Consider the following 20,528-nt stretch of genomic DNA (forward strand, 5'->3'; position numbering starts at 1 on the left):
CAATCCAGATAGCAAACTCTGCTAGCACTCCTTTAGATATATTCCGGCATTCTGATGTGTATTTTCCATGATGAGTACCTTTCCAAAGTACTCTTTTGCCTTGTCCTTATCCCCAATTCCAAGGCTTCCAAGCCCCATGAGATAATAGCAATGTGCCTTGTTTTTAAGGTCCATATCTGCGTCAAACACAGACATATCAGGCATTGAAACTGCAAAATAATCCATCTTGAACTTGTCATCAAGATGCTGCTGACCATAGTCAAGAAGCTTATAGAATCTGGAGTTTGCTTCCTTAACATTTCCAAGCTTCTCAAATGCTCGTCCCTGATAAAGGATCATGTCAGCAGGTTGGTCATAATAGTACATCATGCCTGCAACTTCCATGGCTCCCAGCGTTGCCTTCTCATAGTTTTCTCTTGCCCTTTCTTCGTCTCCAAGCTTCTCGTATGCAAGTCCCAGATGATAGTAAACATGGTTGTCCTTAGTTCCTTCAAGTCTTCCCTCTCCAAGGTTTTCAGGATAGCTCACTGCCTCTTTTAAGAGCCCCACTGCTTTCTTGCAGGACTTAGTATCATCCTTTGTCAAAAGAGCCTTCGCCTGCTCTAGGAGACTAACCTTAAACTGAGTTGTTATCTTGCCCTCAGCGCCTTCCCAGGTCCTGAAAAGGTGGCTCTTAGTTCTTTTGATAGCTTCGTCGTACTTACCAAGACTATTAAGAAGTGTCACATATTCAACATAGAGATCATCGCGCTTTTCAATGAGCCCGATATTTTCTTCAAACCTTGCAAGTCTCTCTCCAAGTGGGACATTTAGCTTTTGATAGAGCTGATCAAGTTCAAGGAACACCCTTGCATCGCTCTTATCAAGGTTAAAAGCCTTCTCCATAAGCTCTTTTGCCCTGTTCTTGTCATCACGCTTATTGTAATAAGCAATAGCAAGGTTCCTGCAAACAGTTGGGAATGTGTCATCAAGCGCTAGTGACTTCTCCCAATATTCAATAGCAAGGTCATACTGAAGCTTATCGTAGTACAGGCATCCAAGGTAGTAGCATGCCTTAGAAGGATTCTTAGACACCTTAATAGCAGTCTTCAAAACCGCTATATCCTCAAGCTTATTAGGGAAGCAATAATCTGATGGCATGTTCTGTGCAGTCTCAAACTGGCGAAGTGGCTCGTCCATGTAGTGGTAAGTCCTGATATCGCAGGCACCTCTATAATAGCGAAGCATAGGGTGATGATCTTCCTCGCCCATTACGCCAGTGGCACCTGAGGCCTCTGAGTACATGCCCCACTCCATAAAATCTCTTGCAACCTGGAGGCAGATCTCATGATTACTTCTGATAAAGGACATATAGTCAAGCCAAGCACTCTCTCTGCTTCTTCCCTTATGGAACTGAATGCTGATATATCTTGATAAATAGTCAAATTCATCAAGTTCAAGGTTTTCCTTGACCATATTCATGGCATCTTTTTCTCTTTCAAGCTTAAGTAAAAGAAATGCCTTAAGGCCCCTTGCCTTGATACTGTGCGCGTTCTTAACAAGAGCTCTCTCCACGTGCTCAAGAGCTTCCTCATAGTCTCCTCTTCTGGTATCAATTGTAGCTAGATAGTAATAGCCCATCTCCTGAAGCTCATTAACCCAGGTTGCCTTATAGAATGCCTCATAGGCTTCGTCATACTTTTCCTGGTAAAAAAGTGCCAGGCCCAAATTGTAATAGGGCTCGCTGTCATATGGATTTGGATGCATGACAGTAAGTCTTTCCAGAGCCTTTCTAAAGTACTTCTCTGCAATCTCAAATCTGCCTCTTCTAAACATTAAAAGGCCATAAGCATTATTAAGCCTTGTGTCACCCTCATCCCTCTTAAGTCCCTCAAGATAATAATCATCAGGAAGAAATGTAGCGTGCCTGTACTGCTCGATATGCTGCCCCGTAAGGTAGAGCTCTTCATTAGTCTTTATCTCTTCTGGCAAAAGAGCTGCTTTAGCAGGTTCAGCAGCCTTTGGGATTCCCTGATCCTTTGGCTCGTAGGATACAAGCTCTTTGAAGCCGTCATATACACAAACCTTTAATTTGTACTGATCGATATCTCCAGGGATCAGTTTCTTGAGAGAAATTGTCTTTTCATAAATATCAACCGGTGAGAGCTTTGTTTCTTCTGAGTAAATTTCTTTTCTGTCGTAGTAAACAACTACTCTTGCACTTTCTCTAGGACTTGTACCATATACGCAAAGGTACAGCTTGCCGCCATCTCTAAGCTCCATATTGAGAGCTGCGTGGATGCTGGCATTCTTAACCTGTCCCACTTTCTTGTATGGCATAAAGTACTGCTTGAACACCTTCTCCTCGAAAGGCTTAAGCCACGAGAAATCAGGCTGGTTGTCACAGTACATACCTGTCATAAGCTCGATGTATGGGCCATCTTCATCTGTAAGGTTCCTGTCCCATGCTTTTCCAAAGTCGCCGCATCCCCAAGTCCACTGCTTTTTACCTGGAGATACGTGGTGATCTGCTACATGAAGAAGTCCTGCTTGCTTTTGGTAGTCATAGCCACCAACGAAGTTATAATCTGACTTTTCAGCCATATAAGAAGTTGGAACAGGGATGTTTTTGTATCTTGAAATATCTACACCTTCGCTATAGTCATGCTTGTAGTACTCTCCTGTTGCAATTGGAAATCTTGAAACAGCTCTTTTACCATGGTCATATACGTTATGAACATCAGGAGGAAAAATAGACTGTGTGTGATCATTAACTGCAACAGCAGGATTAGCCCACCACAGGAAAGTCTGTGGAAGAGGTGTCTTGTTATAGAGCTGACCTGTGATCTCGATGTAGGCCTTATCCGGATACAAGGTAAACTTAGTCATTTCCTTGGTTCCATACATCTGGTCCACATCACCTGTTAACAGAGTAACGCTTCCATCCTTGTTTTCTTTTATAGAATATCGAACTGGCATATATGTAGTTGGGCGATGATGCTGAGGCCAGTTAAACTCAATACCTCCTGAGATCCATGGGCCTGTAAGTCCCACAAGAGCAGGCTTGATGACCTTGTTGTAATAAACAAAATCATAGTCATTGGTCTTGTCATAGGCTCTCTGGATCCTGCCTCCAAGCTCAGGAAGGATCATGATCTTAATATAATCATTCTCAAGATAGACAGCTTTCCACTTCTTGTCTGTCTTTTTTGTGCTTATATCATTAGTTGATGGATATGGATAGATCTTGCCTGAACTTCCCTGATATACCCTCTTTTCCAGGAACATAGGGTTCTTGTCAGGTGCTCCAACTTCATATGTTGGAATAACTACCCATTCTTCCCATATCTTTGCTTTTTTCATTCTTGCCTCCATATAGCTTGACCACTTATTTATTATTGCTTTAGATTGCTTTTTTATATAATATGATAATATCCATGTTTTACTAGATTTTCATTATATCAGCTTGCTATAAGATATCAAAATCTTGCTCATAATATTTTATGTGAAAGGATCCGGATATGTTATCCAAGGAAAAATACGTCACCCCAAAATCTGATTACTATATCCACACTCCAAGTGCTTTAGCCAAAGAGCTTTTTCTCTATCCAACTGTCATTGGCAATTTCAGATACGAAGCAGGGTACGAACTCTATAGAAACAACTATACCAGTTTTCTTTGCATGTACATAAAACAAGGTGATTGTGAGATCACTACAGGCTCAATAAAATTGGCTGCAAAGGCCGGTCAAATTGTTCTGATCGACTGCTATAAGCCCCATTCCTACAGATCGGATAATGGCTGGGAGGCTGTGTGGTTTCACTATGATGGCAAGCTTGCCAGAGGCTACTATGACGCCATCACTAACAAGCAGGGAAATGTCATAAGTCTTGCTTCGGACTATAGATTCAAAAAATATCTTGATAAGCTCTATTTTTCATACAAAAATACAGCCCCAATAAATGAGACTGTAATAAATAACTGGATCATAAATATAATGACTGAGCTCATGGTCTCCAATCAGCTGACTGCCTCTATAGAGTCGGCTTCAGAGCCTGTTGAAGATGTTATTGCTTTTATTTCTGACAACCTGGATAAAGAGCTTTCTATTGAGGAGCTCGCCAAAAAGGCTAACCTCAGCCCGTTTTACTTTTCCAGGATCTTTAAGAAAGAAACAGGCTTTACTCCTCACGATTACATAATCACATCAAAGATTGACCATGCCAAATACCTGCTGCTTAACACTTCTTTATCCAGCAAGGACATCTGCTACCAGCTTGGTTTTGGAAATGAAAGCTCTTTTTGTGCAACCTTCAAAAAGAAAACCGGTAAGACGCCCAGGGAATACAGAACTAATTTTTAAATTTGCTCCTGACTCTAAGCAAGTGGATCAGCTCAAAGACTGCATCTAAGAGAACAAATATCCCGCAGCTCATGGTGTACCACTCAAGTCCTACTTCAGGGCCGACCATAAGGTAGCCTCCATACAAAGTCAAAAGGATTCCCTGAAATGAATATCTTACAACTCTTAGTTTGTCATCCCAGCTAACCTTGATGTTGATAAAGCACTGATAGGCGCTCACAAGGAATATTACTCCAAATAAGATGCTGGCAAAAAGAAACATCGCATCATCCTTAACTATCAGCACTACATAGGCAACAATAAGGACTATGCTGACATTGACTCTGATCCTCTCTTTACTGATATCCCAGTTTGATTTTCTAAGATGGTGGATTGTCAGATATACCTGATAAGCCACAATAGCAAAAATAGTAACTGCAAAGGCTGTCTTTATGAATGCATCCGGAATAAGGAAGCACAGAATTGCAAAAGCCACGCAGAATGCTATCCTGAATATCTTCTTTTTATCTTTCTTTTCCTCCATGACCTTTCCAATAGAGGAATTCTTGATATCTGAAACCACGTTATCCTTAACGCTCTTTAGAGGATTTAGACCCTCCGCATTGTCACCAAGTACAGTAAAGATAAGATTTTCAAAGGCCTTAGGACCTTCCTTGGTAAACTCCTCTACAGTGACAGCGCCATTTTCACCCATGGTATCAAAGATAGAATTGACAAATGCCTGCCTGTCCTTTAGATCATCCATCTTTTCAATGAATTTATCAAAAAGAGTATTTATCTGCTCACTGGCTGAATCGTGCTCAGTAGTCGTCACCAGTCCATCGCCACTAACCTGCCAGGTTAAGAGACTATGCTGCATCATCTGCGTGCCACTACTCTTAACTATGTAGTTTTCTGTTATCTTAGGCTCAAAAATCCCACCTACAATGCAGAATTCAGGGGTAATCCTCACGCATTTATGATCAATCTTACTGACAAGCTCTGTATCAAGAACTTCATTGCAAAAACCAGGTCCATCATTTAGATAAACCTTTGCAACCTTATCAAGTTCTTCTTTTTCAAGATGTGCTACCGCAAAAAGAGCCAGATTCGCGCCTTTAGAGTGACCGGCCACATGACACTTTTCATTCCTAGCCAAAGTTCTTTTCAGATAGCTGTAGGCCTTCTCCTGGGCAGGAACCTTGGTATAACTGATCATAAAGTCTTCCTTCCAGCCCACGATGGTGTCGTCAGTTCCTCTAAAAACTACAACAACCTCGTTATCAGAAACGTGGTAGGTCAAGGCTGCAAACTGCATGTTTGCTATAACACTGGTTTCGTCCACATAGTTTGATATGACAACGCTGCCAAATCTCTTGGACTTTGCGCACTGCTCCAGAAGCTTTCTGTCATTCCTTCCGGAAGTTATGAGCCTGAACTTTACATTTTCTCCAAGTTCATCCCACACCTCTTTTATTGTGCGCTCTCTTTTTGATCCAATTCCTGTAAATGCCGGCGTCATATCTGCATAACCAAGGTGACAAAGGACCATTACATCAATTTCATTTAATGGTCTTTCGTCAAAAGAGATATCTCCACGCCAATTAACATAATCAATAATATTTGCCATTTTCTTCACCTGTCCCTGTCACAACTGATGAATAAAACTACAGCTATTGTTAAAATTTAAATTCCAGTGCGCTACTATTATCCTGGTGCTTATCCATAAGAGCTGCGCTTACAAGGGTAAGCCCCTTTTCTGTCGCAAGCTTAAGCCCATGATCTAAAGCTTCGTCTGACACCAGATCTTTACCATACTGGTTAAGTGCTCTTATGACACCTGTTGTATCAATCTCCTGGGAAGCTCTTTGCACAAGCCTCTCCAGAATATCCTTCATGTTGGCTCTGGCATAGTCTTCATAGATGGTTCTAAAAGAGTCATCAAGTTCATGAGGATAGATGAGTCTTCCCACTGCTATATCTTCGGAAATCATGTTTCCATCTATAAGCGCCTTCTCAAAGAGCTTGTCATATTCCCTATAGTTTATTTTACGCCTGTCTACGCATTCTCTGTAGGCATAGCCCGATCCGCTGATAGAAAACTGTATAGTCCTTGCCATGGTATTATCTGCAAAATCATAGACATACTCAGGGAAAGTCAGCTGCGAGGTTTCCTGCTGCCTATGAATAGTAAATCTCAAAGTCTTGTCGTTATCCGCAAGGAAATTCCTGATGACTTCATACCAGTCTCTTTTAATAGTAATATCAATGTCCGTCAGGCTGTCACACTGCCTGCAAACACCGTCGTAATAGTCATCAATGCTGTCGTATAGTGATATCTTGCATAAATTTCTGCAATTGTGAAAAGAAAAACCGTAAAGAGTCTTCACTGTCTCCGGAATCTGAGCTGTCCTGATATCATTTCTTCCAGAAAAGGCGTGATTCCCTATCGCCTCAACGCTCTTTCCATCTATTTCTGCAGGGATTACCAGGTCTCTTACTTCACCTTCAAAGCCTGTGATCTGTATAAATTCGTGATTATCTTTTTTGTGCTGTACTACTTCGTATGTAAATGGCATATCATACCCTATTTTCTTCATGTTTATAGTATACAGTTAATTGTACATCTTATTGAAAATATGTTAAACTACCACCGAAATCATAGTCCAGGAGATTCCTATGTTTGAACCAGTTTCAGTAGAAAAATGCAGTTCCTACGAACAGCTCGAAATAAATAAAGCCATTGATAACGCCATTGACGCAATTGGCGGTCTTGGCTTTGTCAAAGAAGGCATGACTATCGGCATCAAGGCTAACCTTGTAGCAGCCATGAATCCAGATAAAGCTGTCACTACTCACCCAGCTCTTTTGAAGAGACTCTGTGAGCGCATTGTGGAACTTGGCGCTAGTGTAATTGTCGGCGATAGTCCAGGAGGTCTTTTCACACCTGCATTTGTAAAAAACGTATACAAGACCTGCGGTCTATATGAGTTAGAAGAGGCTTTCCCAGGGAAGGTAAAGCTTAATACAAACCTAGAAATAAAAGATGCTGAATTTCCTGAAGCAATCAGCATCAAGACATTTATCTATACTGCATGGCTTGATGATGTGGACTTTATTATCAATTTTTCCAAGCTCAAGACCCACGCTATGATGGGTATGAGCTGCGCAGTCAAGAACATGTTCGGCACAATTCCAGGCACCACCAAGCCTGAGTATCATATGCGTTTCCCTGAAGAGAACGCCTTTGCAAATCTTATGGTGGACCTGAATGAGTATTTTAAACCGGCTTTGTACGTAGTAGACGCCATCGATGGTATGGAGGGCAATGGACCAACTGCAGGTGAAAAGAGACATATCGGTCTTGTACTTGCATCCAAAAATCCCTATGCCCTTGATATGGTCTGTGCTGACATAATAGGTCTTGGAATCAATGATGTTCAGACTATGAAGGCAGCCTATGAAAGAGGTCTTGGTCCTAAGTCTGTAGATGAAGTAGAAGTTGTAGGTAGTGCTTTACTTCAAGATGTTAAGATCTCAGATTACAAAAAAGCCACCATCCATCAAAGTATCACCTTTGAAGGTGGCAGCACCTTTAACGCTATAAAAGCTAGTGTTGTAAAATTCCTGTTCTCAACAAAGCCTTTAGTTAAGCCTTCTGAATGTATTGGCTGCAAGAAGTGCTACGAGACCTGCCCAGCTCACGCTATTACCATGGTTACCAAGAAGGTTAAGGGGAAAGAAGCTCTTTTACCAGAGATTGACAGAAATAAATGTATCAAATGCTTCTGCTGTCAGGAATTCTGCCCTAAGGGAGCCATGAAGGTCCATGAAAATCCTATAGGAAAAATGATAAATCGAAAGTGATTAATACCGCCAGCTCTAAGTTCATAGAGACTGGCGGTATTTTATTTAACCATTATTGATACTGCTTTATTTACTACTTCTATTGTGGTTTTCTTAAAGGCTCCGCCAAACTCACCATCTAGTGTCCACTCAATCTTTTCATCTGAAACAAGTTTAACATTTTTTACCTGCTTATAAGTAAGATATGGATTGTCTGGCTCTTTGGTTGCTAGAGCAGCAATGATAGCATTGAACTCTGCCAGATTCTTTGGCGCTCTTATGAGCAGTAGTTCCATCTGTCCGTCATCCTGCTTGATATCTGTATCTGCAAAGAGTGTCATACCTGCAACTGACGCTGAATTACTAACTGCTCCAAAGATATAATCTCCCTCTTCCATAAGGCCATCTGCCTCAATCTTCATGTGGCAGCTATATCCTAAACTCTGTGGAATCTCAGCCATAGCACTGAGTACATAGGCTGCATAGCCAAGTACGTTTTTTAGCTCCTGATCTGTCGCATAGCTTACCTTTGAAAAAGCTCCAAATGCCGCCACATAGTTAAAGTAGTGGTCGTTCATCTTACCTACATCGTATGTGTAAGGTCTTCCATTTACTGCAATGTCGATTGCTTTGGATCTAACACTCGGAATACCAAGTCCTTTTGCAAAGTCGTTGGTACTTCCTGATGGTATATAAGCTAAGATCGGCTTTTCTTTTAACAGCATGATCTGATTCATAACGTGATTGAGAGTTCCGTCGCCTCCACTGCAAAGGATCATGTCAAGCTGGCCTTCATATTCAGGTATTATGGTCTCAGAGGTAAGGCCACTTCCCGGAAGTATCGGATATACTACTGGCTCATATCCTCTTTCTGCAAGCTTTGTGACTATTTCCAAAGTATCGTTGCCAGCCTTACCTGTTCCTGATGTTTTGTTTATCAGTACTAATGCTTTTTTCTTTTTCATTTTCATACAACCTTATTATTCATTATTGAATAAATATATTCATATCTATTGCTCCAACTATCATTATCTTTCGCTGTCTGATAGCCATTGTAAGCAATTGTTTCAAGTTCTTCTTCATTTTCTAGAAGACTTTTTACTTTTCCAGCCATCTGCTCTGGATTTCTTAGATCAAAGTAGATAATGTTCTGTCCATCCTTATATCTCTCATCAAGATAGTCAGATTCATCTGTAACACATAATGCTCCATTTATCATAGAATCAAAATTTTTTTCGCTACATCCATCCTTAAACCATGGAATAAAACATAATGAGATTTTGGATTCTACTACTTTATGAAGTAATTTTTCTGAAGGAATCCTTTCATGAATAACGATATTATCTGAAAATGGCATATTGCTATCTTCCCATCCATCGCCATATACTTCTACATGTATCCCCTCATTATCAAGCGCGTGCATTGCTTGAAGCTGAAATCTTCTTCGAACACAATGCTCTATATCATGGGATGCAGTCCTATACACATCCAGTAATTCCAGTTCTGTCGCATGGATATTATTTGAGAGAAAAAACTCATTTATTACATATTCCGTGGTTTGTCGTGGATCTGATAAAAGCTGACTGATGCAGAAAGAATAAAACTCTTTTTCTCTACCAAAAATAACTGAAGGAACTGAAAAGCTTGAAATCTCTTCCTTGCAATTTCCCATATATATTACGTCATTTTTTCTTTTGGCCATCGGTATCTGTAACTCAACCTCTTCTCCTCCTTGCGGAACAAAGAATACTCTCGATACCTTTGAATAAAATATCTCACAGAAACCCACATGATTTCGGTCACAGCAAATTACACTCAATTCGCATTTAGGCTCAAACAATTCATCAAAGTAATACCTGGGATGATCAACTAAATATGTATAAACTGGAATGTTATTCTTCTTCCAAACATTTTCACCATTTTCAGATAAACTTATCCCAATATCATTGTAAGTAAACATTACACAGCCCTGTTGTCTGATATAGTCATCAAACTCTTTGCAACTATAGGACTCTGAATTTCTCGTGTCTACTATATAGAAATCAACTCCTATTGACTTTAAGTAATCAATAAATCTATCAATCTTAAAATCTAGTTCATGATATCTTCCTTTAAATAAGATTATGTGCTGTGCTGTGCTGTGCTGTGCTGTGCTGTGCTGTGCTGTGCTGTGCTGTGCTGTGCTGTTAAGAATTGTGTTCTTCTTACACATAGACGTCAAGCCTTTCTTAATAATTTTCCTTTTCGCTTATAAGTCCTATATGTATAAGTAATATCAAAGTAAACCTGCTCTTCACTCTCATCAACGAGTTCCCACTCAGGGTTCTTATCAAGATTTGGGAAGTAAGCATCTGCTTCATATTCCTTGTCGATCATTGTAACGATTGCTGTATCGCACAGATCAAGGAAATCCGCGTATACTCTCTCTCCTCCGATGATGAATACATCATTGGTATCAAGATCTTCAACAAGGCTTAATAATTCTTCTCTGCTGTGGGCTACGGCTGCATCTTTTACCTTGTAGTCTTCTCTTGTTGAGAGAATGATATTATCTCTTCCTGGAAGAACAACCTGTCTAGGGAAAGTTTCAAGAGTCTTTCTTCCATAAACGATTGTCTTGCCCATTGTAATATTTCTAAAGTTCTTTTGGTCAGCAGGAATGCTTACAAGAAGCTGTCCTTTGTTACCAATTGCCCAATTGCTGTCTACTGCTACGATTGCCTGCATAAAATCCTCCTGTGTACTGATTATTAGCGATATCAGGATTTCTTCGCCTTGCTCTCGAAATCCTGCAGACATTTCATAAACACATTGCTTTGTGCAAGCACAGCAATGTGTTTACTCATTCCTTATATCGCTCAAATGGCGATTGGAATATCTTTAAACTGTTCTCCAGCGACTTCATAGCCCTCAAGTGAAACGTCATCACGAGTGAACTTGTAGAAGTCCTTAACATCTGGATTTAAATGGAACTTAGGTGCTGGGAGAGGCTTTCTCTCAATAAGTTCCTTAATAAGTGGCACATGTCTGTCATAGATGTGAGCATCAGCAATTACATGCACAAGCTCACCAACATTCATATCACAAGCCTGCGCAAGCATATGCACAAGGACTGCGTACTGTACTACATTCCAGTTGTTGGCTGCCAGAACGTCCTGTGATCTCTGGTTTAATACTGCGTTAAGTGTAAGTCTGTCCTCGCCTTTTTTCTGTGTAACATTGTAAGTTACGCTGTATGCGCAAGGATAAAGATTCATCTCATGAAGATCACTAAATACATAAGTATTTGTCATGATACGTCTGCTAAATGGGTTGTTCTTAAGGTCATAGATAACTCTGTCCATCTGGTCGAACTCGCCCTCTTTATAGATGCTCTTTTGACCAATCTGATAACCATAAGCCTTACCAATTGAACCTGTCTCATCAGCCCACTCATCCCAGATATGGCTGTGAAGGTCATGGATATTATTACTCTTTTGCTGATAGATCCAAAGGACCTCATCAGTTGCGCTCTTAAGGGCAGTCTTTCTAAGAGTCATGATTGGGAACTCTTTTGACAGATCATATCTGTTGACTACGCCGAATTTCTTAATGGTATAAGCCGGCGTTCCGTCAGGCCAGTGTGGTCTTACTTTTTCCCCTTCTGTTGATGTTCCATTTTCTAAGATATCTTTACACATGTCGATAAAGATCTCGTCTGCTCTACTCATGTTTGCTCCTCCCTTATTTGCTCCACTTGTCACAGAGTGAATTGATCTGATCGGCGAATTTTGCCTTGTCTTTATTGGTCATGCCCTCGCTCCTTGCGATGATGCCCATGAGTCTTGCACCTGCTGCCTTAAGTCTTGCATAAACGTCAGATACAAGAGCTGATTCTTTCTTCTTAATAGGAATCGGCTTACCTTCAACCAGGATGTTTCCTGATATAAGGTCAACTTCAGTTCCGCTATATGGTGCGTAGGTATCGTATCCATGCTCTTTTCTAAGATACTCCGCAAAAGAGGTACAAACACTATCTTCACCATGAACAATAAATACCTTTTTTGGTCTCTTAGTGGTAAAGCCATCTATCCACTCGACAAGTCCGTTTTTATCAGCATGTCCTGATAATCCCTCAAGCTTGCAGATATCTGCCTTAACATCGATAGTCTCGCCAAAGAGCTTGACCTGCTCTGCTCCATCTATGATTGCTCGTCCTGTGGTACCGATCGACTGATATCCTACAAAAAGGATCGTGCAGTCTTCTCTCCAAAGATTGTGTTTTAAATGATGTCTGATCCTACCAGCTTCGCACATGCCCGAAGCTGAGATGATCACCTTTGGCTCAGGATCTTCGTTTATGGCTCTTGATTCTTCTGTAGTAATAGCCAGGTTAAGTCCCGGGAAAGTTATTGGATTTATGTGGTTCTTAACAAGCTCCATGGCTTCTTCATCGTAGCAGTCTGATTGATTAGCTCTGAATATTTCAGTTGCTTCAACAGCAAGGGGACTATCTACGAACACAGGGAAGTTTGGTAGTGACTTTACAAGGCCATCTTTTTTGATCTTTCTTATAAAGTACAGCATCTCCTGAGTCCTTCCTACTGCAAAAGAAGGAATGACCACGTTTCCGCCTCTTTTAAAAGTTCTCTCCAGGATTTCCGCCAACTCTTTTATATAATCAGGTCTTGTCTCGCTATGAAGCCTATCTCCGTAGGTTGACTCCATGACTACATAGTCAGCATCTGGAGTCTTCTGAGGATCTCTAATTAGTGGCTGATGCTTGTTTCCTATATCTCCAGAAAAAACGATCTTCTTTGTGACATTCTTTTCAGTGAGCCAAACTTCTATGCTGGCTGAACCTAATAGATGTCCTATATCAGTAAAGCGTATCTTGACGCCTTCGCAGATCTCTATTTCTTTATTGTACTCACATGGAATGAAGCTCTTTATGGTCTTCTCAGCATCTTCCATGGTATAGGAAGGCTCCATAAGATCTAAGTCCTTAGTTCTTTTGGCCTTTCTGTTGCGCCACTCAGCTTCCTGCATCTGAATATGCGCGCAGTCTCTAAGCATGATATCGCAGAGATCTACCGTAGCTTCTGTTGCATATATCTTGCCTCTAAAGCCCTTAGCATATAGAAGTGGAAGATTTCCTGAGTGATCCACATGAGCATGTGTCAGGAAAACATAATCTATTTCTGGCGCTGACACTGGAAGTGGAACGTTTTCAAAATAGTCCTTGCCCTGCTCCATTCCGTAGTCAACTAAAATGTTCTTGCCGCATGCCTCAATAAAATGGCAACTGCCTGTAACTTCATGATCTGCCCCAATAAATTTCAGTCTCATATTTTTGTCACCTCATGCTTCTAAGTATACCATATCTTGTATTATATAGCAGGTTAGAATACTATAAAATCCATTTTAAAATCGCGGGGAAATAATAGAAATTGGCATTTTCTATGGATATTTGGTACAATAGTTACTGATTTGATTTTATAAGGGAGATTATTTTTATGTTTAATAAAACACACGGAAAAAAAGCCCTTGCTGCACTTCTTAGCATGACTATGATTCTTTCAGTTGCAGCTTGTGGTAAGACAGACGGTAATACAAATGATGGCGCTCAGTCCGAAGTTTCTTACGAAAAGCTTGAAGCTAATGACGCAGCTACAGAGAGCACTACAGCAGAAGCAGTTTCTGCTGATGAAGCTTATGTTCTTCCAGATGACATGTACTACAGCGAGCTTACTGGTGAGCCTATCAGCAAAGATATCCAGGATCAGCGTCCTATCGCTGCAATGGTAGATAACGAGATTACAGCTCTTCCACACTATGGTACAGCTCAGGCAGACGTAGTATACGAGCTTATGAACAGCACCAAGAATGACCGTATCACAAGACTTATGTGCGTCGTTAAGGATTGGAACAATGTAGAGCAGCTCGGAAGTATCCGTAGTACACGTCCTACAAACATCCTTCTTGCTTCAGAATGGAACGCAATTCTTTGCCACGATGGTGGCCCATACCACAACGATGCTTACTTCGCAAAAGATTGGGCTAAGGACCATCTTTCAGGAGTATTCTCAAGAGTAAACAATGGTAAGAAGAGAGAGTTTACAGAGTACATCTTAAGCGGCGATATGAATTCTCAGATTGAGAAGTATAATATCTCAGCTACTTACAATGAGTTTGCTAATGAAGGTTCACACTTCAACTTCGTACCTTATGGAACTGAAATTAACCTCGATGAGAAGTATGACAGATCATACACAGCAAATAAGGTTTCTCTTCCTTTCAAGCACAACGGTTCAACTCTTACATACAACGCTGAAACAGGCATGTATGAGTACTCAGAATATGGCGAGCCTCACGAAGACGAAGATTCAGGTGAAGTTCTTGCATTCAAGAACGTAATCCTTCAGAAATGTACTTTCACTCAGCTTGATGAAAACGGTTACCTCATCTACAACTGTATTGGTTCAGGTGAGAATGCTTGGTACCTCACAAATGGTGTAGCTAAGGATATCACATGGGTTAAGTCAAGCGAGACTGCTGTAACAAAGTTCTACGATGAGAACGGTGAGGAGCTTCAGATCAACACTGGTAAAACTTACATCGCTCTTATCCCTGATGACACTTGGGATAAAGTAATCTTCGAATAATACGAGGTCAAACAAATGCCTATAGATCTTAAACCTTATCGCAAAATTAATGGCAATGTTTTAAAGATTATCGCTTGTATTACGATGCTCATTGATCACATAGGCGCAGCTATCATTATTCCAGTTAATCAGGCAGGTCTTATTCCTGACCATGAAACATTTGAAAAGATCAAAACTATATACAAAGCATGCAGATGGATTGGAAGGTCTGCCTTCCCCATCTTCTGCTTCCTTCTTGTAGAAGGTTTCATTCATACAAAAAGCAGACTAAGATACGCTCTTAGTCTGCTTTGTTTTGCTCTTCTATCTGAACTTCCTTATGACTACGCATTTGACACAGGATCTGATCAGTGTAACGTAATGTGGACTTTATTCATTGCATTTATTACGCTGTGGGGAATTGAATTTATCAAGAAATGGTTAGAAGATAAGAAACTTCCAACAGTCTTGTACTATATGTTGTCTGGAATCTTGATGATACCTGCAATTCTATTAGCAGAATACATTCATTGTGACTACCGCGGCTATGGAATTGCTTTGGTGATCATCTTCTATTTCCTACGACCATTTGATTATGTGAATCTCATAGCAGGATTTCTCTTTATCTCACTCATGCCAAATGAATCCCATGCTTTCCCGGCATTTATTCTGATGGCATTCTATAGCGGTTTACAGGGTAAGAAACTTGGCAATCTCAAGTATCTTTTCTACGCATATTATCCTGTGCATCTGACGATACTGTATCTGATAAGATATGCGCTGTGTAATTAGTTTGTGGAGGAACCAGCGACAACGGAAAGTGTTTTCAGGCAGGTCCTTGCTCGGCGGGAACTACTGTATTAGAAATAAAAGGCTTGTAAACTCTGCGGCATACGCACTGCTTCGCAGCTACGGAGTTGACAAGCCTTTTCTTTCTAATGCTAAGTAGTTAAGCCGAGCAAGGAGAGGTGAGCGTCACGCCGCCACGGGGTAAGGAAAGGGCATTGACACGCCTAAACGCACTCTCTCCCTGCAAATTTTACCTGCATTTTCTCTTTTACTTAGCTTGCAGGTAATATTCTCAGCCTTCCGGCTCTCTCCACCCGCAAATCTTTACCTGCATTCACTCTTTTCCTTAGCTTGCAGGTAACTTTCTCAGCCTTCCGGCTCTATCCACCCGCAAATCTTTACCTGCATTTACTCTTTTCCCTAGCTTGCAGGTAACTTTCTCGGCATCCAGGCTACATCCACCCGCAAATCTTTACCTGCATTTACTCTTTTCCCTAGCTTGCAGGTAACAGAGCCTCGCCGCCAAGGCACTCCTACTCCTTAATTGGCTTAACTACCGGATATTTAAAAGGCTAGGGCTGTCAATCCTGTGCGAAGCACACCGCTTTGCGGCTTGGGATTGACTGTCCTAGCCTTTTAAATAAAATCCCCAGAGCCAACTAAGGATAGCGGGGCAAACAAAAACTCCAGAACAAGTTCATCACCTGCTCTGGAGCAAATATCTAAAACCTTCACTTGATCACTCAGTTACATACTCTGCCATAGCGGCCTGTGCACTACTGATATCAGTTGTTGAAAGAGTATAGTTCTGAAGTATGTTTGTCTCAAACTCTACGCTACCAACTTCTGAAACTGTCACTTCAGCATACTCCTTGTAACCAACTTCCTTGTTACCTGTAAGAACGTATACGCTATCCCCCGGATTAACGTCCATGGTAACTAAAATAGTTGCTGTTGTACTTAGTATTGCATTATTACTGAATTTGATCTTATATGTTCCAGGATAAAATGCATCCTGAATCTTTGATAAAGTCCCACTATATGGGAGTATTCCGTTTTCGTCGTAAACCGTAACTCTTTGTGTAAGCCTAACTAAATCTTCATCTTCCCCTGAAGATTCTGTAGAAGAACCGCTATCGCCATTCTCATCCTGTGCCAAAAAGTCTTTGAAGTTCTCTTCGGCGCTCTCACAATAGACGCTCTTAGAGTCTTCCGCGTTGACATTTGAATCAGTCTTTGCATATATCACCGTTGCTGCAAAGAAACCTACCCCAAATAAGACGGTAGTAAGGACGATAAGCGCTAATTTTCTAGCTTTTGTCATCTTTTACCCACCTGTATAATATTTTATTTTCACAAAGCCCACTAAATATTATCACACTTTGGACACATTTTTCAACAGAAAAAGTTATAAAAATTTTATATTTATTTTAGATTTTTATTTACTCCAAGTCTTTGGTTTTATCATTATGTAAATTGGCAAGAGCTCAAGTCTTCCGGCAAGCATATCAAACATAAGGACAATCTTGGACAAATAAGAGAACTCTGAGTAATTTCCCATAGGTCCTACCATTCCAAGACCAGGCCCGATATTGTTAAGTGTAGCTGCAACTGATGTAACTGTTGTCTGGAAATCAAAGTTATCAAGTGCTACAACCAAAGTTGAAGCGATAAATGTTACAACATAAAGTCCAAGATAAGCTGAAACAGATTTAACTGTTGTTCCCTCTACTGTATGTCCGTCCATATATACTCTTTTAACAGCCTTAGGATGAACAAGGTAGTTAAGTTCATTTCTAGCATTTCTGACTACAATGATGACTCTTGAGAACTTAAATCCACCACCTGTTGATCCGGCGCAGGCACCTATCAAAGACAAGATACAAAGTATCATTTTGGAAAGCATAGGCCATTTATCAAAGTCCAAAGTTCCAAAACCAGTTGTAGTCATTACTGATGTAACTGCAAATAAAGCATGATGGAATGATAATCCAGCGCTGTCAAGCACACCAGCTCTATAGATATTAAGCGAAATAATTGCTGCAGCAATGAACATTACTCCAAAGTAGTACTTAACTTCATCAATAGCAAAAGCTTCCTTTGGCTTTCTGTTTAAAAGGAAATAGTAAACAGTAAAGTTAACACCGCAAAGCGCCATAAATACTATGATGATCGCCTGGCTAATAGTTGAATATCCGCCAATACCAGCATTGTTAATAGCAAATCCACCAGTTCCTACTGTAGAAAAAGAAATAGTGACTGCATCATAGATTGGAAGTCCTGAGATAAAGAGGCAGATGATCTCTGCCAATGTGATTCCAAGATAAATAAGGTAAAGGATCTTGGCTGTGTCTTTTACCTTAGGAACGATCTTACCTACTACTGGTCCAGGGCTCTCTGCTCTCATAAGATGCATGCTATATCCATCAGCCATAGGTACTACAGCAAGAAGGAATACCAGAACGCCCATTCCTCCGATCCAGTGAGTGAAGGTTCTCCAGAACTGTACACTCTTCTCGATTCCATCCATAGAAGTAAGGATACTACCTCCAGTTGTGGTGAAACCTGAGATTGTCTCAAAAAGAGCATCAATATAATTAGGAATAGTTCCTGTCATAACAAATGGAACTGCACCAAGTAAACTTATAAGTATCCAGGCAAGAGCAGTGATAGTAAAGCCTTCTTTGGCATAAATAACTTTACTCTTTGGCTTTATATGTGATCCCACTATGCCTATGATCAAGGTTACTACTATAAGCAGGAAGAATGACTCAGCACTGTCATATTCCCTGTAAACAAGGGCCACCAGAAATGGTAGCATCAAAAGACATCCCATTACCCTGATGATTCTAAATAAGATGTATCTGACCATCGAATAGTTCATTTTTTTAGCTCTCCAGTATATCGCTTATATCTTTCAATCCTGTATTAGTTGTTACAACGATTACAGAATCTCTTTCTCTGATAACGCTTTCTCCAGTAGGAGATATAAGTTCACCATAGTGATTTATAGCAGCGATCAGGATGCCCTTCTTGAGCTTCATCTGTGCAAGAGGAATACCGATAACTGGGCTGTCCTTGCTAACGATGAATTCAAGTGCCTCAACCTTATCATCGTTAAGTCTGTAGAGAGCTTCAATATTGCCGTCCTGAGAAGCTGATCTGCCACGAACAAACTGAACAATCCTATCTGCTGTGATGTTCTTTGGATATATAATACTTCCTATTCCAAGAGAACCGATTATATCGCCATAATTAACTCTATGAACCTTTGTGATGAGCTTAGCCTTAGGATTTATGCTCTTAACGTACATAGAAAGCATGATGTTCTCTTCATCAAGATTAGTAAGAGCAACAAAAGACTCTACGCTTGTAACTCCCTCTTCCATGAGCATATCCTTGTCAGTACCATCACCATTAATGATGAGTGCCTGTGGAAGAAGCTCTGAAAGCTCTTTGCATCTAGCTGCATCTCTTTCAAAGATTGTAACCTTGATACCAAGGGAAAGAAGATGGCCTGCAAGATAGTAGCTGGTCTCTCCACCACCAACAATGATTGTTGAATGAACCTTGGCTGTTGGAAGACCAAGTTTTCTAAAGAAGTGCATTGTATTGCGGCTTGCTCCGATGATAGTAATCTCATCGCCTGCGCGCAGGATAAAGTTACCATCAGGAATATAAACTTCACTTCCTCTGGAAACTGCAGTAATTACGACCTGTTTTTTTAGTTCAGGAGGAATATCTCTAAGAGCCTTGTCACAAAGCTTTGATTCCTCATCAATTACAAGTTTTACAAGCTCTGCCTTACCCCTAAAGAAAGTCTCAACTTTTGTAGCAGATGGGAATTTGAGAAGTCGCTCTGCCTCATTTGCTGCTGCCTCTTCTGGGTTGATGACCATAGAAAGACCAAGTTCTTCTTTGATGAAGTTGATCTCTTTCTTATAAATAGGGTTTCGAACTCTGGCAATAGTGTGGCAATTACCAGCTTTTTTGGCTATAAGACAGCACAAAAGATTGAGCTCGTCAGAATTAGTAACAGCTATCATAAGATCAGCTGTCTCAATACCAGCATCCTTCATCATGGAGTAACTGGCACCATTTCCAACTAATCCCATTACATCGTAGCTATTAACTACATTCTGGACTACACTGCTCTTTTCTTCTATGACAGTGATATCATGTCCCTCTTTGCTAAGCTGCTGTGTTATTGTTTGTCCTACATTTCCGCAGCCCACAACGATAATCTGCATAACTTTCCTCCAAAAAACACATAAAATACTAATTAATTATATTGACATAAATTGTTTTAATCAACTTTTTATACTTCTTTATCGGCATTTCATTGCAATAAATCCAGCATCTACCTACAATTAGAGTGTCGGAGGTGAAAATGATCACTAATCTCGTAGTGTATTCCAGCGAGACTGGAAACACAAAACTCCTTGCAGAGGAGATATACTATTATCTTCCTGATTCTATGGGCACTAAAGATATTGTCAATATTCGCTCATGGAATGGTACTCTTTTTGCCGAAAACTACTTTATCGGCTTCTGGATCAACCGCGGTTCCTGCTCTCTTGAGATCATCGACCTGATTTCCTCTATCAAAGAATCAAATGTTGCTTTCTTTGGCACCTGTGGCCTCGGAAGCACCGATGATTATTACAAGATGATCGAGCAAAATACCAAAGTCTGGCTTCCTGACAGCAACACCTTCCTGGGCTCATATTTCTGCCAAGGCAGAATGCCTATGGAAATTCGTGACAGATATGAAGCCTGCAGAGGTAAGTGCGACGATGCCAAGATCGACCATATGCTGGAATGCTTTGACAGTGCCTTCAAACACCCTGACAGTCAGGATATATATAGAACCCACCAGTTCGTAGATAATTGCCTAAAAAAGGCTCCTAAAAAGGAATTTGCACCTGTATGACATATTCCTTAAAGA

At 40.6% G+C, this 20,528-nt stretch carries 16 protein-coding genes; 5 read left to right on the plus strand and 11 right to left on the minus strand.

The window, feature by feature from the left end; all coding sequences use genetic code 11:
• Positions 1–21: 21 nt before the first annotated feature.
• Positions 22–3,342 (minus strand): DUF5107 domain-containing protein, encoded by a 3,321-nt coding sequence (locus BUA02_RS02360; RefSeq protein ID WP_072700643.1) that lies wholly within the window; start codon positions 3,340–3,342, stop codon positions 22–24.
• Between the two features lie 158 nt (positions 3,343–3,500).
• On the opposite strand from BUA02_RS02360, the gene BUA02_RS02365 reads away from it, so the two are divergent.
• On the plus strand, positions 3,501–4,343 hold the full coding sequence (locus BUA02_RS02365; protein WP_072700645.1) for an AraC family transcriptional regulator: 843 nt from the start codon (positions 3,501–3,503) through the stop codon (positions 4,341–4,343).
• Here BUA02_RS02365 and BUA02_RS02370 read toward each other — a convergent pair.
• Both BUA02_RS02370 and BUA02_RS02375 read right to left on the minus strand, forming a co-directional pair.
• Complete coding sequence (locus BUA02_RS02370; RefSeq protein WP_072700647.1) at positions 4,333–5,952, minus strand: Mbeg1-like protein; 1,620 nt, start codon at positions 5,950–5,952, stop codon at positions 4,333–4,335. The genes BUA02_RS02365 and BUA02_RS02370 overlap by 11 nt on opposite strands.
• Before the next feature lie 49 nt (positions 5,953–6,001).
• On the minus strand, positions 6,002–6,901 hold the full coding sequence (locus BUA02_RS02375) for a leucine-rich repeat protein (RefSeq protein WP_072700649.1): 900 nt from the start codon (positions 6,899–6,901) through the stop codon (positions 6,002–6,004).
• 100 nt (positions 6,902–7,001) lie between these two features.
• On the opposite strand from BUA02_RS02375, the gene BUA02_RS02380 reads away from it, so the two are divergent.
• Positions 7,002–8,189, plus strand: a complete 1,188-nt coding sequence (locus tag BUA02_RS02380; RefSeq protein WP_072700651.1) for a DUF362 domain-containing protein — start codon at positions 7,002–7,004, stop codon at positions 8,187–8,189.
• 41 nt (positions 8,190–8,230) lie between these two features.
• On the opposite strand, the gene BUA02_RS02385 is transcribed toward BUA02_RS02380, so the two are convergent.
• The 5 genes from BUA02_RS02385 to BUA02_RS02405 form a co-directional block, all read right to left on the minus strand.
• Entirely contained in the window at positions 8,231–9,133 is a 903-nt protein-coding gene (locus tag BUA02_RS02385; protein WP_072701209.1) for a diacylglycerol/lipid kinase family protein, read from the minus strand.
• Positions 9,134–9,135: 2 nt separating this feature from the next.
• Complete coding sequence (locus BUA02_RS02390; RefSeq protein ID WP_083572614.1) at positions 9,136–10,380, minus strand: glycosyltransferase family protein; 1,245 nt, start codon at positions 10,378–10,380, stop codon at positions 9,136–9,138.
• Between the two features lie 5 nt (positions 10,381–10,385).
• On the minus strand, positions 10,386–10,895 hold the full coding sequence (locus BUA02_RS02395; protein WP_072700655.1) for a dihydrofolate reductase: 510 nt from the start codon (positions 10,893–10,895) through the stop codon (positions 10,386–10,388).
• 131 nt (positions 10,896–11,026) lie between these two features.
• On the minus strand, positions 11,027–11,878 hold the full coding sequence (thyA, locus tag BUA02_RS02400) for a thymidylate synthase (protein ID WP_072700657.1): 852 nt from the start codon (positions 11,876–11,878) through the stop codon (positions 11,027–11,029).
• Positions 11,879–11,891: 13 nt separating this feature from the next.
• Entirely contained in the window at positions 11,892–13,496 is a 1,605-nt protein-coding gene (locus tag BUA02_RS02405) for an MBL fold metallo-hydrolase RNA specificity domain-containing protein (protein WP_072700659.1), read from the minus strand.
• Between the two features lie 167 nt (positions 13,497–13,663).
• Between BUA02_RS02405 and BUA02_RS02410 the strand changes: the two genes are divergently transcribed.
• The gene (locus BUA02_RS02410) at positions 13,664–14,812 is read left to right on the plus strand and encodes a DUF3048 domain-containing protein (RefSeq protein ID WP_072700661.1); all 1,149 of its coding nucleotides are present in this window, start codon (positions 13,664–13,666) and stop codon (positions 14,810–14,812) included.
• A 15-nt stretch (positions 14,813–14,827) separates the two neighbouring features.
• On the plus strand, positions 14,828–15,583 hold the full coding sequence (locus BUA02_RS02415; RefSeq protein WP_072700663.1) for a TraX family protein: 756 nt from the start codon (positions 14,828–14,830) through the stop codon (positions 15,581–15,583).
• Positions 15,584–16,319: 736 nt separating this feature from the next.
• On the opposite strand, the gene BUA02_RS02420 is transcribed toward BUA02_RS02415, so the two are convergent.
• From BUA02_RS02420 to trkA, 3 genes are all read right to left on the minus strand, one after another.
• Positions 16,320–16,904, minus strand: coding sequence for a hypothetical protein (locus BUA02_RS02420; RefSeq protein ID WP_072700665.1), 585 nt, complete (start codon positions 16,902–16,904; stop codon positions 16,320–16,322).
• A 114-nt stretch (positions 16,905–17,018) separates the two neighbouring features.
• Positions 17,019–18,464 (minus strand): TrkH family potassium uptake protein, encoded by a 1,446-nt coding sequence (locus BUA02_RS02425; RefSeq protein ID WP_072700667.1) that lies wholly within the window; start codon positions 18,462–18,464, stop codon positions 17,019–17,021.
• A 4-nt stretch (positions 18,465–18,468) separates the two neighbouring features.
• Positions 18,469–19,830: a Trk system potassium transporter TrkA gene (trkA, locus tag BUA02_RS02430; protein WP_072700669.1), complete on the minus strand. Its 1,362-nt coding sequence runs from the start codon at positions 19,828–19,830 to the stop codon at positions 18,469–18,471.
• Between the two features lie 140 nt (positions 19,831–19,970).
• Here trkA and bilS point away from each other — a divergent pair, with 140 nt between their 5' ends.
• Entirely contained in the window at positions 19,971–20,513 is a 543-nt protein-coding gene (gene bilS / locus BUA02_RS02435) for a flavodoxin family protein BilS (RefSeq protein ID WP_072700671.1), read from the plus strand.
• Positions 20,514–20,528: the final 15 nt, after the last annotated feature.

Source organism: Butyrivibrio hungatei DSM 14810 (genome assembly GCF_900143205.1).
GTDB classification, from domain to species: Bacteria; Bacillota; Clostridia; order Lachnospirales; family Lachnospiraceae; genus Butyrivibrio; species Butyrivibrio hungatei.

Excerpts from the sequence above, each read along its gene's own strand:
- BUA02_RS02360 (WP_072700643.1), bottom strand. The coding sequence starts at position 3,342 with ATGAAAAAAGCAAAGATATGGGAAGAATGGGTAGTTATTCCAACATAT.
- BUA02_RS02365 (WP_072700645.1), top strand. The coding sequence starts at position 3,501 with ATGTTATCCAAGGAAAAATACGTCACCCCAAAATCTGATTACTATATC.
- BUA02_RS02370 (WP_072700647.1), bottom strand. The coding sequence starts at position 5,952 with ATGGCAAATATTATTGATTATGTTAATTGGCGTGGAGATATCTCTTTT.
- BUA02_RS02375 (WP_072700649.1), bottom strand. The coding sequence starts at position 6,901 with ATGCCATTTACATACGAAGTAGTACAGCACAAAAAAGATAATCACGAA.
- BUA02_RS02380 (WP_072700651.1), top strand. The coding sequence starts at position 7,002 with ATGTTTGAACCAGTTTCAGTAGAAAAATGCAGTTCCTACGAACAGCTC.
- BUA02_RS02385 (WP_072701209.1), bottom strand. The coding sequence starts at position 9,133 with ATGAAAAAGAAAAAAGCATTAGTACTGATAAACAAAACATCAGGAACA.
- BUA02_RS02390 (WP_083572614.1), bottom strand. The coding sequence starts at position 10,380 with ATGTGTAAGAAGAACACAATTCTTAACAGCACAGCACAGCACAGCACA.
- BUA02_RS02395 (WP_072700655.1), bottom strand. The coding sequence starts at position 10,895 with ATGCAGGCAATCGTAGCAGTAGACAGCAATTGGGCAATTGGTAACAAA.
- thyA (WP_072700657.1), bottom strand. The coding sequence starts at position 11,878 with ATGAGTAGAGCAGACGAGATCTTTATCGACATGTGTAAAGATATCTTA.
- BUA02_RS02405 (WP_072700659.1), bottom strand. The coding sequence starts at position 13,496 with ATGAGACTGAAATTTATTGGGGCAGATCATGAAGTTACAGGCAGTTGC.
- BUA02_RS02410 (WP_072700661.1), top strand. The coding sequence starts at position 13,664 with ATGTTTAATAAAACACACGGAAAAAAAGCCCTTGCTGCACTTCTTAGC.
- BUA02_RS02415 (WP_072700663.1), top strand. The coding sequence starts at position 14,828 with ATGCCTATAGATCTTAAACCTTATCGCAAAATTAATGGCAATGTTTTA.
- BUA02_RS02420 (WP_072700665.1), bottom strand. The coding sequence starts at position 16,904 with ATGACAAAAGCTAGAAAATTAGCGCTTATCGTCCTTACTACCGTCTTA.
- BUA02_RS02425 (WP_072700667.1), bottom strand. The coding sequence starts at position 18,464 with ATGAACTATTCGATGGTCAGATACATCTTATTTAGAATCATCAGGGTA.
- trkA (WP_072700669.1), bottom strand. The coding sequence starts at position 19,830 with ATGCAGATTATCGTTGTGGGCTGCGGAAATGTAGGACAAACAATAACA.
- bilS (WP_072700671.1), top strand. The coding sequence starts at position 19,971 with ATGATCACTAATCTCGTAGTGTATTCCAGCGAGACTGGAAACACAAAA.